The 13,810-nt window shown below is 71.5% G+C and carries 9 protein-coding genes; 7 read left to right on the top strand and 2 right to left on the bottom strand.

The annotated features are described in order from the left end of the window. Positions 1-285: 285 nt before the first annotated feature. Together ACFFRH_RS35950 and ACFFRH_RS35945 are read right to left on the bottom strand one after the other, a co-directional pair. Entirely contained in the window at positions 286-2,172 is a 1,887-nt protein-coding gene (locus ACFFRH_RS35950) for a ricin-type beta-trefoil lectin domain protein (protein WP_344743659.1), read from the bottom strand. A gap of 264 nt (positions 2,173-2,436) precedes the next feature. After that, complete coding sequence (locus ACFFRH_RS35945) at positions 2,437-3,462, bottom strand: LacI family DNA-binding transcriptional regulator (protein ID WP_344743657.1); 1,026 nt, start codon at positions 3,460-3,462, stop codon at positions 2,437-2,439. Positions 3,463-4,713: 1,251 nt separating this feature from the next. Between ACFFRH_RS35945 and recD2 the strand changes: the two genes are divergently transcribed. From recD2 to ACFFRH_RS35910, 7 genes are all read left to right on the top strand, one after another. Beyond that, on the top strand, positions 4,714-6,873 hold the full coding sequence (gene recD2 / locus ACFFRH_RS35940; protein ID WP_344743655.1) for an SF1B family DNA helicase RecD2: 2,160 nt from the start codon (positions 4,714-4,716) through the stop codon (positions 6,871-6,873). Between the two features lie 491 nt (positions 6,874-7,364). Beyond that, on the top strand, positions 7,365-8,666 hold the full coding sequence (locus tag ACFFRH_RS35935; RefSeq protein ID WP_344743653.1) for a ThuA domain-containing protein: 1,302 nt from the start codon (positions 7,365-7,367) through the stop codon (positions 8,664-8,666). A 321-nt stretch (positions 8,667-8,987) separates the two neighbouring features. Beyond that, positions 8,988-9,944: an SMP-30/gluconolactonase/LRE family protein gene (locus ACFFRH_RS35930; protein ID WP_344743651.1), complete on the top strand. Its 957-nt coding sequence runs from the start codon at positions 8,988-8,990 to the stop codon at positions 9,942-9,944. Between the two features lie 260 nt (positions 9,945-10,204). Further along, positions 10,205-10,612, top strand: coding sequence for a TOBE domain-containing protein (locus ACFFRH_RS35925; protein WP_344743650.1), 408 nt, complete (start codon positions 10,205-10,207; stop codon positions 10,610-10,612). Between the two features lie 199 nt (positions 10,613-10,811). Beyond that, positions 10,812-11,546, top strand: coding sequence for an ABC transporter permease (locus tag ACFFRH_RS35920; RefSeq protein WP_344743679.1), 735 nt, complete (start codon positions 10,812-10,814; stop codon positions 11,544-11,546). Further along, entirely contained in the window at positions 11,543-12,574 is a 1,032-nt protein-coding gene (locus ACFFRH_RS35915) for an ABC transporter ATP-binding protein (protein WP_344743649.1), read from the top strand. Before ACFFRH_RS35920 ends, ACFFRH_RS35915 begins: the two co-directional genes overlap by 4 nt. A gap of 169 nt (positions 12,575-12,743) precedes the next feature. Next, positions 12,744-13,601: an NAD(P)-dependent oxidoreductase gene (locus tag ACFFRH_RS35910; RefSeq protein ID WP_386161948.1), complete on the top strand. Its 858-nt coding sequence runs from the start codon at positions 12,744-12,746 to the stop codon at positions 13,599-13,601. The last annotated feature ends 209 nt before the right edge of the window (positions 13,602-13,810 follow it).

Genomic DNA, 13,810 nt, shown 5'->3' with positions numbered 1-13,810 from the left:
CACCTTAATCACTCTGGGTAATCGCTCCGATGCTTAAAGTCGGTGTCAAGGGTCGCGGGCCACCGGCCGCGGCCGAGGGGGCGGTGCCGACGGACTACGGCGAGAACGCCACGAGCCGGGCACCCGGCATCCGGCGTCAGGCATCCTGCGACCTGCGACCAGCACCTGCACTCGGCGTCAGGCATCCGGCGTCGGGCATACGGCATCCGGAGGAGCTCGGGGCCCCGGAAGGTCACGGGCGCGAGCCCCCGGGAGGGTTCGCGCCCGTGTTCCGTTCGGTTCGGGTCAGGACACCGTCCACTTCTGGTTCGCGCCGCCGGTGCACTCCCACAGCTGGAGGCGGGCGCCGTCGGCGCTGGTGTTGCCCGTGACGTCCACGCACTTGTTCGCGGCGGGGTTCACCAGGTCTCTGGTGGTGGGGTTGTAGGTCCACTGCTGGTTGGGACCGCCGAAGCACGTCCACAGCTGGAGCTGGCTGCCGTTGGCCGTGCCGTTGCCGACGACGTCCAGGCACTTGCCGAGCACGCGGAGCGTGCCGTCGCCGGGGCGGGTCCACTGCTGGGCGGCGGTGCCGTTGCAGGAGTAGAGCTGGACGGCGGTGCCGTCGGCGCTGCTCGCGCCCGCGACGTCCATGCACTTGCCGGCGAGGCCGGTGATGGCGCCGCCACCGGGGTTGCCGGGGTTGCCGCTCGGCGTGCCGGACCAGGTGAAGGTGGCGGTGGTGCGGGCCGGCAGGGAGTAGACGAACGACTGGCCGCCCCAGTTGACCCGGACGGACTGGGCCGAGGTGCCGCGGTTGTGCGCGATCAGGGCCTTGGAGCCGTCGGGGTTGCGCCAGGCGACGTTCTGGATGGTGGCGTTGGCGGTGGAGTCGATCCGGAACGCGCCGGGCCTGACGAACTTCGTGAGGTGGCCGGTCGTGTAGTACTCGATGGTGTTGTCGACCTGGCCGGCGCGGGGGCCGCCCTCCTGGACGGTGATCAGGCCGGTGCAGACGTCGCAGCCGCCGTTGTGCGGGCCCATGTTCTGGTTGAGCGCGAGGCTCCACTTGACGAGGCTGCCGCTCCAGTTGCGGGCGTAGTTGACGATGTCGGCGAGGTCCTCGTTGTGCTGGTTGCCGATCCAGGTGCCGCCCGAGTGCTCGGTACTGAACTGGCGTACGGCCGGGTACTGGTTGTGGATCTGGGTGCCGACCGCCGGGTCACCGGCGTAGCCGTGCCAGGCGATGCCGCCGAACAGCGGGTCGTTGCGCACGGCCGCGTCGTTCAGCACACCGGCGCCCATGGCGGCGTAGTCGCCGTAGTTCCAGTCGTGGACGAGGACCTTGGTCGTGATGCCGGCGGCGCGGAAGGCCGGGTAGACGTGGTTCTTGGTGAACTCGGCGAGCCCGGAGGAGTTCCAGCTCATGCTGGGGTAGTTGGCCGCGGTCGGGTTGCCCGCCTGGCAGCAGTTGGGCTCGTTCTGCACGGAGATGTAGTCGACCGGGATGCCGGCGTTCTGGTAGCTCTGGACGTACTTCACCAGATACTGGGCGTACGTGGGGTAGTGCTCCCACTTGAGCCAGCCCATCTGGTCCATCCGGCCGTTGTCCTTCATCCAGCCGGGGGCGCTCCACGGCACACCCTTGACGCGCAGCGCCGGGTTGAGCGACTTGGCCTGCTGGGTGAGCAGGCGCACGTTGGTGTCGTACCCGTTGGCGCCGAAGTCGTTGAGGTCGCAGCAGGTGTCGTCGAGCGAGACGTGGCCGGGCCGCGAGAGGTCGGAGGCGCCGATCGGGTTGCGCACGAACGACAGGCCGATGCCGTCGGTGGGGTGGAAGAGCCTGCGCATCACGGCGTCGCGGGTGGCCGCGCTGATCGGGCCGCCGCGCAGCAGGTAGGCGGTGGTGTCGGTGATCGAGGCTCCGCCGCCTTCGAACTGCTGGTAGGTGGTGCCCTCGTTCACGGTGATGGTGTGGTTGGCGCTGCCTCCGGCCGGGCCGAAGGCGATGGGGGACTGCTGCTGGAGACCCCGCGTGACGGTCCGGCCGCCCGCGTCGGACGTGGTGGTGAGCCAGATGTTCACGGGCTCGTTGGCGGCCAGGGCGGGCGTGGCGGCGACGGGTCCCGTCGCCCACAGGGCGGCGGCGCAGGCCAGGGCGAGGGTGAGGGCCCGGCGAGGTGGTCGGAACACGGCTGGGGGTCCTTTCGGGGGGTGCGATCGGGGCGATCGGGGGGCGATCGGGCCCGCGACGCCCTGGGCCGTTCGCATCAGGACACACGCGTCGACTCGGGGACCGTCGCTGTAACCGATGTAACAGATAAGAAACTTTCCGGTTGCAGGACAGGACAACACACGCACAAATCGGTTGTCAAGGGCTGGAAACGCGCAGGATCGGTGCGTTCCGTGCGGAAGTCGAAATGCTCGCCGTCGCTGAAACAAATGAAACAATCGCCCTCAGCGGGGGACTGGGCCGGTGGAGCCGCGGACGATCAGATCGGTCCCCAGGGAGACGTGCAGGGCCTCCAGCGTGTGCCGGCTGAGCAGCCGCATCAGCAGCGTGACCCCCATCCGGCCCATCTCCTGCAGGGGCTGGCGCACCGTGGTCAGCGTCGGCAGGGTTGCCCGGCCGAGGTCGAGGTCGTCGAAGCCCGCGACCGACAGGTCACCGGGGACGCTCAGGCCGCGCTCGGCCGCCGCCCACAGCGCGCCGACCGCCATCTTGTCGTTGAACGCGACCAGGGCCGTCGGCCGCTCGGGCAGATCCAGCAGCTCGCAGGCCGCGCGGTAGCCGTTCTCCGAGTTGGGCTCACGCACGCTGCGCAGCAGCTCGGCCGACGGCAGGACACCGACGTCGGCCAGTGACGCGGTGTATCCCGCCAGTCTGGCCTCGCTGGGCAGCCACTTCACCGGACCGCCGACGATGCCGACCCGGCGGTGACCGAGCCCGACCACGTGCGCCATCAGCTTGCGCGCGCCCGCGAAGTGCGCGGCCGACACCGCCACGATGTCCTTGGGAGGCGGCGTCCTGGGGTCGATCACCACGAACGGGAACCGCCGGTCGCGAAGCCGTACGAGCTCGTCACCCGGCTCCGGGGGGAGGATCAGGATCGCCCCCGCGATGCCGGGGCGGTCGGGCAGGCCTACGATCGCGGGGGTGTGCTGGGCGGACTCCCCGGCGCTCAGGATCATCTGACCGCCGTGCAGCTCGATGGTCTCGCCGACCGAGGAGACGATGAGCCCGAAGTAGTCGGTCAGCAGGTAGGGGCAGCGCACGTAGATCGTGCCGCCGGCCGTCGTCTCCTGCCCGGCGCGCGGCAGGGGCGCCTGGTCCCCGAGGCGGCCGATGGCCCGCAGCACCAGCTCCCGGGTGCGCGGGGCGACGTTGGCCTGCCCGTTCAGGACCCGCGAGACGGTGGCGATCGACAGGCCCGTCTCCGCCGCGACGTCGCGCACGGTCGCACGCGCGCCGGGCCGAGCCATGTGCGCCCCCTGGTAGCCGTGTCCCTGCCGTCAGCATAACCAGCACCGCCAGGAAGCGGCGGCGAGGAGTCCTCACCTCGGGGTGACGGCCGCAGGAAGCGGGGTTCCCACCTCGGGGTGACGGCCGCAGGAAGCGGGGTTCCCACCTCGGAGTGATGGCCGCAGGAAGCGAAGTGCTCACCTCGGAGTGATGGCTGCAGGAAGCGGAGAAAACGGTCGATTTCATCGGTGCGACAGCGTCATCACCCGACTCTCGACAAGCCATCCGACTTGCTGGGATCCAGTTTGCCGTTAGCAGGTAAGGCCGGTGCAAGCATCGTCGGAGAGTCAGAACCGATCATGACATCTGGGGGAAAAATGCTTCGAAAACTGGTCCTGGCCGCGGTCATCGCGGCAGGGGCACCGGCTATCACGACCACGGCCTGGGCGGACGGGGCGCCGTCGACCGCGGCGGCCGAGCAGGTCACGACCGACGCGCGAACGGCCGGTACGTGCGGTCCTCCCGGATCGCCGTGCGCGGGGGTCAACTGCGGGCCGGGCCGCATCTGCGTCCCCTCGCCCAAGCAGTGCTTCACCGCACCGTGCCCGCAGTACGACTGCGTGCCCGCGCCGGGTTACCCCGGTGGTTACCCGGGCGGCTACCCCGGTGGATACCCCAGCGGTTATCCGGGGCAGTGGTATCCGCCGTACCCGGGCTGGCGGCCGCCGTATCCCGGCTGGCACCCCCCCTATCCGGGCTGGCGTCCTCCTTACCCGGTCGGTTACCCGGGCTGGCGGCCCTCGTACCCGGGCTGGCCTCCGTATCCCGGCGTGCGTCCTCCGTACCCGGGGCCGCGTCCTCCGTACCCGGGGCCCATGCCTCCGTATCCGGGTCCGCGTCCTCCCCAGCCGGGACCCGGGCCCCTGCCCCACTGGCGGGTGGCGAGCCAGCCGGTGATCACCTCCGCCGGGGGAGCCTGACCTCCTCGGGGGTTCCCGACCTCTGACGGCGGGCGACCACCCGGGCCGGGCGCGTAGCCGCCCGGCCGTCACCTCCGCCGGCGGCTCGCCCGCGCCGCCGGCCGTACGTCACCTCCATTGACATGTCACCTCCATCGACCCCGGCGTGCCCGGCACCGCCCACCGCCCCCCGGGACGCCACGGCGGCGGCCCGGGGGCAGGCGAGCCGTCACGGCTTGTGGGGACACCGGTTGAGCTGGTCTGATGTGCGAAGGATGAGGTGAGGCCAGTACGGAGGGGTTGCTTTCTGCCGTGGAGGCATCTGTCGAGCAACTGGTGTACGTCCGCGAGGACGAGTACACGATCGCGCGGATGAGCGCCGAGGGCGTGCCCGGCTTCGTCGCCTCCGGCCGGGCCCTGGGCGGGGTCCAGCCGGGGGAGACGCTCAGGCTCGTCGGCGAGTGGGGCGAGCACCCGCGTCACGGCAGGCGCTTCGAGGTCGTCGCGTGCGAACGGCTGGTACCGGCCACGGTCCGGGCCATCCGCATCTATCTGGGCTCCGGCCTGATCCGCGGCATCGGGCCGAGGCTCGCCCACGCCATCGTGAGCCACTTCGGCGAGGCGACGCTGACGGTCATCGACACCGAGCCCGGACGGCTCACCGAGGTCGTGAACATCGGCCCCGCGCGGCAGGCCCAGATCGCCGACGCGTGGGAGGAGCAGAAGGCGATCGCCGAGCTCATGGTGGTCCTGCAGGGCTTCGGGATCAGCCCGCTGCTCGCGGCGAAGGTCTACCAGGCCTTCGGGGCCGACTCCGGGGACGTCCTCACCTCCGACCCGTACCGGCTCATCGGCAAGGTCAGGGGCATCGCGTTCGCCACGGCTGACAGGATCGCGCTCCGGTCGGGGGTCGCCGAGCACAGCCCGCAGCGGGTGAAGGCGGCGATCCTGGACAGGCTGGAGACGGCGGCGAGCCGCGACGGGCACTGCTACGTGCGGCTGGTCGCGCTGATCGCCCAGTCCGCGGAACTGGTCGAGCAGGACCACGAGCTCGTCGGTCAGATGGTCGACGCCCTCGTCGCCGACCGCCGCGTGGTCGTCGAGGCGTCGCCGGACGGCCAGGGAACGGCCGTGGTCTACCTGAAGGAGACGCACAGCCGGGAGGTCACGCTGACCGCCCAGCTGACCAGGCTCTGGGAGGCCGCCTCGACGCTGCCCATGCGCCCCTTCCAGGAGGACCCCGGGCTGGACGAGGACCAGCGGGCGGCGGTGAACATGGCGCTGACCAGCACGGTGTCCATCCTCACCGGCGGTCCGGGGTGCGGGAAGAGCCACACCGTCAAGACCGTCGCGGCGACCGTACGGGCGATGGGCGGCACGGTGACCCTCACGGCGCCGACCGGCAAGGCCGCCAAGCGCCTGTCGGAGCTCACCGGCCTGCCCGCGATGACCGTGCACCGGATGCTGGCCCACCTGCCCGATCCCGACAGCGGCACGCTGTTCGAGCAGACGCCCGCGCAAGCCGACCTGATCGTGGTCGACGAGGCGTCCATGCTGGACCTGAGCCTGGCCACCCGGCTCACCGCGGCGATCCCGCCCGGCAGCCACCTGCTGATCGTGGGAGACAGCGACCAGCTTCCCAGCATCGCCCCCGGCAGCGTGCTGGCCGACCTGCTGCGGGTGGAGGCGATCGCGCGGATGCGCCTGACCAAGGTCTTCCGCCAGGCGGAGGGCAGCGGCATCATCCAGGCCGCCCGCCGGGTCAGGGCGGGCGAGGTGCCCGCGCTCCCCGGCGGGGGAGGCTTCTGGTTCGAGGAGGTCGACGACCCCGAGCGGGTCGCCGAGCGGGTGATGCACCTGGCGACGGTGGCGATCCCGCGCAAGCAGGGGGTGAGCCCCGACCAGGTCCAGGTCCTGTGCCCGATGCGCAAGGGCCTGACGGGGACCGCCGAGCTCGGCCGCATGATCCAGGAACGGCTCAACCCGGCTCGCGAGGGAGTCGCCGAGCACTGGTCGGGCGCCTCCGCCTTCCGGGTCGGCGACCGTGTCATGCCGATCCGCAACAACTACGACAAGGGTGTCTTCAACGGCGACACCGGTACGGTCACCGCCATCACCCCCGAGGAGCGGCTCGTCGAGATCCGCACCGACGACGGTCAGACGGTGAAGTACGGCTTCGGCGAGCTCGACGAGCTGACCCACACGTACGCCATCAGCGTCCACCGCTCCCAGGGCAGCGAGTATCCCTTCGTGGTCGCGCCGCTCGTCACCGAGTCCGGGGGCGTCATGCTGCGCCGCAAGCTGCTCTACACCCTGCTCACCCGGGCGCGGTCGTGGGTGGTCGTCGTCGGCGAGCGCAAGGCTCTGGAGATGGCCGTCAGCCGGCTCGACCACCGCCGCAACACGGGACTCGCCCGCAGGCTCGCGCTGAGCCTCGGCACGGACCTCCACTACGAAGTCGCTCCCGGTTGAACAGCCGAGCCTGTGTGGACCTCCACTACGAAGGCGCCCTGGTTGAACAGCCGAGCACGGCACGGACCTCCACCACGAAGTCGCTCCCGGTTGAACAGCCGAGCCGGCACGGACCTCCACCATGAGGCCGCCCCGCCGCCGGTCGAACATCGCTGAGCAGTGCCTGACGCGGGCTGAGGCGGCTGACGGCCGCACACCGGCCGAGGAGGGGTTGGATCCGCTGATACCAGTCGATACCGACTGAGCGGCCAGGTGGCCGAGGCCGGCTCGCGCGGGCGGAACGGACGCGGTCCCGCGGACGCGAGCGCCGTCCCCCGCGCGTATTCCCGCCTCCGTGATCTTCTTGACATTTTTTCTTCACATAACTTGAATTAAGTTAGACAAGAACCGTCCTCGGCTTGCCGAAGTTGTTGGTAACGCCGGTCTCCGTTATGCCCGTGGGCGGGGCGGGCTTCGCCTTTGTCGTTCGTCACGAGACAGAGGAAACACACATGACCAGGGCAAGCATGGTCAGCTCGATGCGGACGTGGGTGCGGCTGTTCGCCGTGCTCGCTCTCGCGCTCGGCCTCACCACCCTTCCGGGCGGCGGAAACGCGCGGGCGTCGATCGCCCCGAGTTTCAAGGTCCTCGCCTTCTACAACGGGACGTGGGACGCGGCCCACATCAACTTCGTCCAGGAGGCGAACCGCTGGTTCCCGCAGATGGCGACGCAGTACAACTTCTCCTACACGGCGACCAACAACTGGAGCCAGCTGAACGCGAGCAACCTCCAGCAGTACCAGGTGGTGCTCTTCCTGGACGACCTGCCGCAGAACGCCGCCCAGCGGTCGGCGTTCGAGCAGTACATGCGTAACGGCGGGGCGTGGATGGGCTTCCACGTGAGCGCGTTCAACACCAACGCCCAGAGCTGGTCGTGGTACCACAACGAGCTCCTCGGCACCGGCGCGTTCAGGTCCAACACCTGGGGACCCACCTCGGTGGTCATGCGCACGGAGGGCGGGGCCCACCCCTCCACGGCACGGCTGCCCGCCACCTTCACCTCGTCGGTCAGCGAGTGGTACAGCTGGACCAACGACCTGAGGAACAACGCGAACATCAGGATCCTCGGGTCCATCGACCAGTCGAGCTTCCCGGTCGGCACGGACCCCAACCAGACCTGGTACAGCGGCTACTACCCGCTCATGTGGACCAACCGCAACTACAAGATGCTGTACGCGAACTTCGGCCACAACGCCATGAACTACAGCAACAACACCCCCCTGTCGTCCACGTTCGCCAGCGAGGTGCAGAACCGGTTCGTCATCGACGGCCTGCTGTGGCTGGGCGGCGGGAGCACCCCGCCTCCGACGGACACCATCTCGCCGACCGCGTGGTACAGCCTCGCCAACCGCGCCAGCGGCAAGTGCGTGGACGCCCGCGCGGCCGCCTCGGCGAACGGCACCGCGATCCAGCAGTACACCTGCAACGGCACCCTCGCCCAGCAGTTCCAGGTCCAGCCGACCAGCGGCGGCTTCGCGCGGCTCAACAACCGCACCAACAGCGCCCAGGTCATCGACGTGAAAGACGTCTCCAGCGCCGACGGCGCCCTCCTGCAGCTGTGGGCGTACGGCGGCGGCGACAACCAGCAGTGGCAGGCGGTGTCGGAGGGCGGTGGCTACTTCCACTTCGTCAGCCGTCTCAGCGGCAAGTGCCTGAGCGTGCCGGGCTCCTCGACGGCCGACAGCGTCCAGCTGGTGCAGAGCACCTGTAACGGCGGCGCCGCCCAGTCGTTCCAGATCGCCCAGCAGCCGTAGTCTCCCGGAGGCCCGCGTGCCCGCCCCCTCCCGACGGCAGGGAGGGGGCGGGCGCCCTGCCGGTCGTGCGGCGAGCACGTGACCGGCGGGGCGGGCGTCTCCGGGGGATCCCGCCGTCTGGAACACTGTGGGTTTCATGCGATCCCAAGAGCCCGTGCGCCCCCGGAACGACGGCCGTCCGGCCGCGTCCGCCCACCCCAGTGGCCCACGGACAGCGGGTGTCACGGCCCGGTGTCCCGCCGTACGAGTCGCGCGGGTCGCGCGGGGCGTACGGGTCGTACGGGTCGTACGGGGTGTGCGGAAGACCGGCGGAGGCGCGTCGTGAGCCGGGAGGTCCGGCGCTTCGAGGCGCGGGCCGCGAGCGCGGACGCGTACCTGCTGGGCGAGGGCCCCGTGTGGGACGCCGCGAGGGAGCGTCTCCTGTGGGTGGACATCGACGCCGGTCAGGTCCTGGAGGGACGGCTCGTCGGTGACTCCGTTCGCGTGGACCGCGGGCACGAGTTCGGCGAGACCGTCGGCGCCGTCGTGTGCGACCGGGACGGCGGGCTGCTCGTCGCCGGGCGGAGGGGACTGCTCGCGGTGAAAGGCGGGGACGAGCCGGGACGGCCGTCCGGCGCCGGGGACAGTTCCGGGAACGGGGCGGGGGGCGAGCGCGCGTACCTCGTCGATCTGGTTCCCGAGGGGAAGGACAGCCGCCTCAACGACGGGGCGTGCGATCCCGCGGGACGCTTTCTCGTGGGGAGCCTCGCCCTCGACGACCGGCACGGCCAGGAGTGCCTGTACCGGTACGAGACGGACGGGACCGTCACGGCCGTCGACACCGACCTCGCGCTCTCCAACGGTCTCGCCTGGTCTCCGGACCTGTCGACGATGTACAGCGTCGACAGCGTGCCGGGAACGATCTGGGCGAGGGCCTACGACGCCGTCACCGGCGCGTACGGTGAGCGCCGCGTGCTGCTGGAGATCTCCGACGGCACGCCGGACGGGTTGTGCGCCGACGTCGACGGCAACCTGTGGATCGCGATCTGGGGCGCCGGCCAGGTGCGTTGCCACTCGCCCGAGGGTGAGCATCTCGCGACCGTGGAGGTCGCGGCGCCCAACGTGACGAGCGTCGCCTTCGTGGGCCCGCGGCTCGACACTCTGCTCATCACGTCGGCCCGGACGGGGATGACGCGGGAGGAGACCGCGCGCCATCCGGACGCCGGTCGCGTCTTCCTCGCGGACGTCGGCACGCGCGGGCTTCCGACCTCTTACTGGTCCGGTCCCGTCTCCGGGTAGGGCGTTCCCGCTCCCCGGTGCTCCCTGGTACTTTCCGGGTGCTCCGGGTGCTCCAAGCGGGAGGTGGGTCCCGCCGCGACGGCGTTCCTCGTTCCTCGTTCCTCGTCCGGTGTGCCGGGGTGAGCGTGTCCCCGGTGGAGGGAAAGGGTCCCCCAGGACGTTCGGGCTCGCAGGAGCGGCGACGGGACGACGGATCGCGACGCGACTGCCATGAGGGAGGGACATATGGGTGTGAATACGCGAAGGTATGGTGATTGTTCGTGACGACGTTTCGGATCAGCGAGGCCGCCGCGCTGCTCGGGGTGAGCCCCGACACGGTCCGCCGGTGGGTGGATGCCGGGCGGCTCGCGGCCCGGCGGGACGAGCACGGCCACCGGATGGTCGCGGGCACCGACCTGGCGGCGTTCGCGCGTGCCCGGATCGAGTCCGAGAACGGCACGGGGCACTCCTCGGCCAGGAACCGCCTTCGCGGCATCGTGACGGAAGTGATCAAGGACGCGGTGATGGCCCAGGTGGAGATCGCCGCGGGACCGTACCGGGTGGTGTCGCTGATGAGCCGCCAGGCCGCCGACGAGATGGGCCTGGAGGTGGGGGTGATGGCGGTCGCCGTGATCAAGTCCACCAACGTGGTCGTGGAGATCGCCGACCACGCCCGTACGACGAGTTGACGGCGTCGTGAGCGGTCCGTCCGGTGGCGTGGCGGGTGGCCCGTCCGGTGCCGTGCCGGGGGAGGCGTCCCGTGGCGTGGCGGGTGGCCCGTCCGGCGGTGCGGCTCATGGCGGCGGGCCGCGCGGCGCGGCGGGCGGCGCGGCCGGTGGGGTGGCGGGTCGCCTGCCCTGGGTGCTGGTGCTGCCCGCCGTGGTGGGCATGCTCTTCCTGACGCTGCCGCTGGCCGGGCTGCTGGTACGCGCCCCCTGGTCCACCCTGGCCGAGAGGCTCGGCGAGCCGCAGGTGCTGGAGGCGCTGCGCCTGTCGCTGGTGACCGCGACCGTGGCCACGCTGGTGTGCCTGCTGCTCGGCGTACCGCTGGCGTGGTCGCTGGCCCGTGTCGCCTTTCCCGGCCGCCGCCTGGTGCGGGCGCTGGTCACCGTCCCGCTCGTGCTGCCCCCGGTGGTCGGCGGGGTCGCCCTGCTGCTCGTCCTGGGGCGGCGCGGCCTGGTCGGCCAGTGGCTCGACTCCACCTTCGGCATCACCCTGCCGTTCACCACGGCCGGGGTCGTCGTCGCCGAGACGTTCGTCGCCATGCCGTTCCTGGTCATCAGCGTCGAGGGAGCGTTGCGCGCCGCCGACCTGCGCTTCGAGGAGGCCGCCGCGACGCTGGGGGCCTCCCGCTGGACCATCTTCCGCCGCGTCACCCTGCCGCTGATCGCCCCCGGCATCGTCGCGGGCGCCGTGCTGTGCTGGGCCCGCGCGCTCGGCGAGTTCGGGGCGACCATCACCTTCGCCGGCAACTTCCCCGGCCGGACCCAGACCATGCCGCTGGCCGTCTACCTCGCCCTGGAGAGCGAACCCGAGGCCGCGATCGTGCTCAGCCTCGTCCTGCTCGCCGTCTCGGTGATCATCCTGGCCAGCCTGCGCGACCGGTGGGTGAGCGCCCCGTGACCCTGAACGCCCACCTCGTCGTCACCCGGCCCGGTTTCCACCTGGACATCGAACTTGAGGTCGCCGCCGGCCAGGTCGTCGCCCTGCTCGGCCCCAACGGCGCGGGCAAGACCACGGCGCTGCGCGCGCTGGCCGGGCTCACCGCCCTGTCCGGAGGGCGGATCCTCCTGGACGGCGAGGCGCTGCACACCCTTGCCGCCGAACGTCGCCCGATCGGCATGGTCTTCCAGGACTACCTGCTCTTCCCGCACCTGTCGGCTCTGGACAACGTCGCCTTCGGACCTCGCTGCCGAGGCGCCTCCAGAGCGGAGGCGCGGCGCGGTGCCGCCGCCTGGCTGGAGCGTGTCGGCCTGGCCGGGTACGTCGCGGCGAAACCCCGGCAGCTGTCGGGTGGTCAGGCCCAGCGCGTCGCCCTGGCCCGCGCCCTCGCCGTGGAACCCCGCCTGCTGCTGCTGGACGAGCCGCTGGCGGCCCTCGACGCCCACACCCGCCTGGAGATCCGTTCCCAGCTCCGCCGCCACCTGGCCGACTTCGGCGGCGCGACCGTCCTGGTCACCCACGATCCGCTGGACGCCATGGTGCTCGCCGACCAGTTGGTCGTCATCGAGAACGGCACCGTCGTGCAGCGCGGCACCCCCGCCGAGGTCGCCCGGCGCCCGCGCACCGACTACGTCGCCCGCCTGGTCGGCCTCAACCTCTACCGGGGTCTCGCCGCGGGACGGCGGGTCACCGTGGGCGAGGTGGGTTTCAGCGTCGCCGAGCACCTGGACGGTCCCGCGTTCGTCGCCTTCAGTCCCGGCGCGGTCGCGCTCTACCGGACCCGTCCGGACGGCACCCCGCGCAATCTCTGGGAGGCCACGATCGAGGGCATCGAGCGGCACGGCGACAACGTCCGCATCCACCTGGAAGGGCCGATCACCGCCTCGGCCGACGTCACACCCGCCGCCGTCGCGGACCTCGACCTCACCTCGGGACAGCGGATCTGGGCGGCCGTGAAGGCCACCGAGACCCACGCCTACCCGGCGTGAACTTCCGACGGACCGGGTCACCCGGGTCGGGGCCCCGTAGCCCGTGCCCACCCGGCTTGAACCCCCGTGACGCCGCCCGTACGACCATCGCGATGCCGCGGGTCACCCGCGTGGCGGCCCGGGGCGCCCGGACCCGCGGGGGGCACAATGGCGTGAGGGGGGATGATCTATGCACGTCGCTGTACTCGGGATGGGCATGATGGGGCGGGCACTGGCCCGGCGGCTGCTGGTGCGCGGCTTCCCGGTCACGGTGTGGAACCGCACACCGGGGCGGGCGGAGGAGCTGGTCGGCCTCGGCGCCGTCGAGGCGGCCTCGCCCGCCGAGGCCGCGCGGGGGGCCGAGGGGGTGCTGTTGTCACTCGCCGACGACCAGGCGGTTCGCGAGGTGATGTCCCAGCTGACCGGAATCGGGTCCGAGGGGCCCGTCGTGGCCGACACGAGCACCGTCGCCCCGGACACGGCCCGCGCGCTGCGGGACATGGCGCCCGGGAGCCGGTTCGTGGCCGCGCCCGTCATCGGCTGGCCGCCGGCCGTCGCCGAGGGGCAGGCCTCGGTCCTGGTGGGTGGCGAGCGTGAGGTCGTCGACGTGCTGAAGCCGGTGTGGTCGGAGGTGTTCGCCTCCTACTCCTACTGCGGCCGGGATCCCGGCGCGGCGCTCGCCTTCAAGCTGCTGAACAACTACCTGCTGATGACCGGGATCGCCGCGCTCTCCGAGGCGGCCGCCACGGGTCTGGGGGTGGGGCTCGACGAGACGTTGCTGCACGACTTCCTCCTCACCTGGCCCACCGTCGCGCCCGCACTGCACAACCGGGTCGACGACATCCTGACCGGCGACCACCAGGGGTGGTTCACGACCAGGCTCGCCGCCAAGGACGTACGGCTCGCCGTCGACCTGGCGAGGTCGGCCGGCCTCGACCTGCCGATCGCCCGGCTGGTCGAGCGGCGCTACGAGGAGGCTGCCGAGCGCGGCTGGGGTGACGGGGACATCGGCGCGGTCGTCGAGCTGCTACGCGAGAAGCCGCGCTAGCGTCACCCGTCACCGCGCCAGCGTCACCCGTCACCGCGCCCTTCACTGCTTCTCTCGCCGCGCTCGTCACCGCGCTCGTCACCGCGCTCGTCACCGCGCTCGTCACCGCGTTCGTCGCTGCGCCCCGTCCGGGGGCGTCGCTGCGCCCGGTTCAGGGGTGTTACCTGCTTGGATCCCTGCGCTCCGGCAGGTGACACCCTCGCCGGTCC

The sequence above is a fragment of the Streptosporangium vulgare genome, from assembly GCF_042428775.1.
GTDB classification, from domain to species: Bacteria; Actinomycetota; Actinomycetes; order Streptosporangiales; family Streptosporangiaceae; genus Streptosporangium; species Streptosporangium vulgare.
This window is presented reverse-complemented; position numbering and strand designations above follow the sequence as displayed.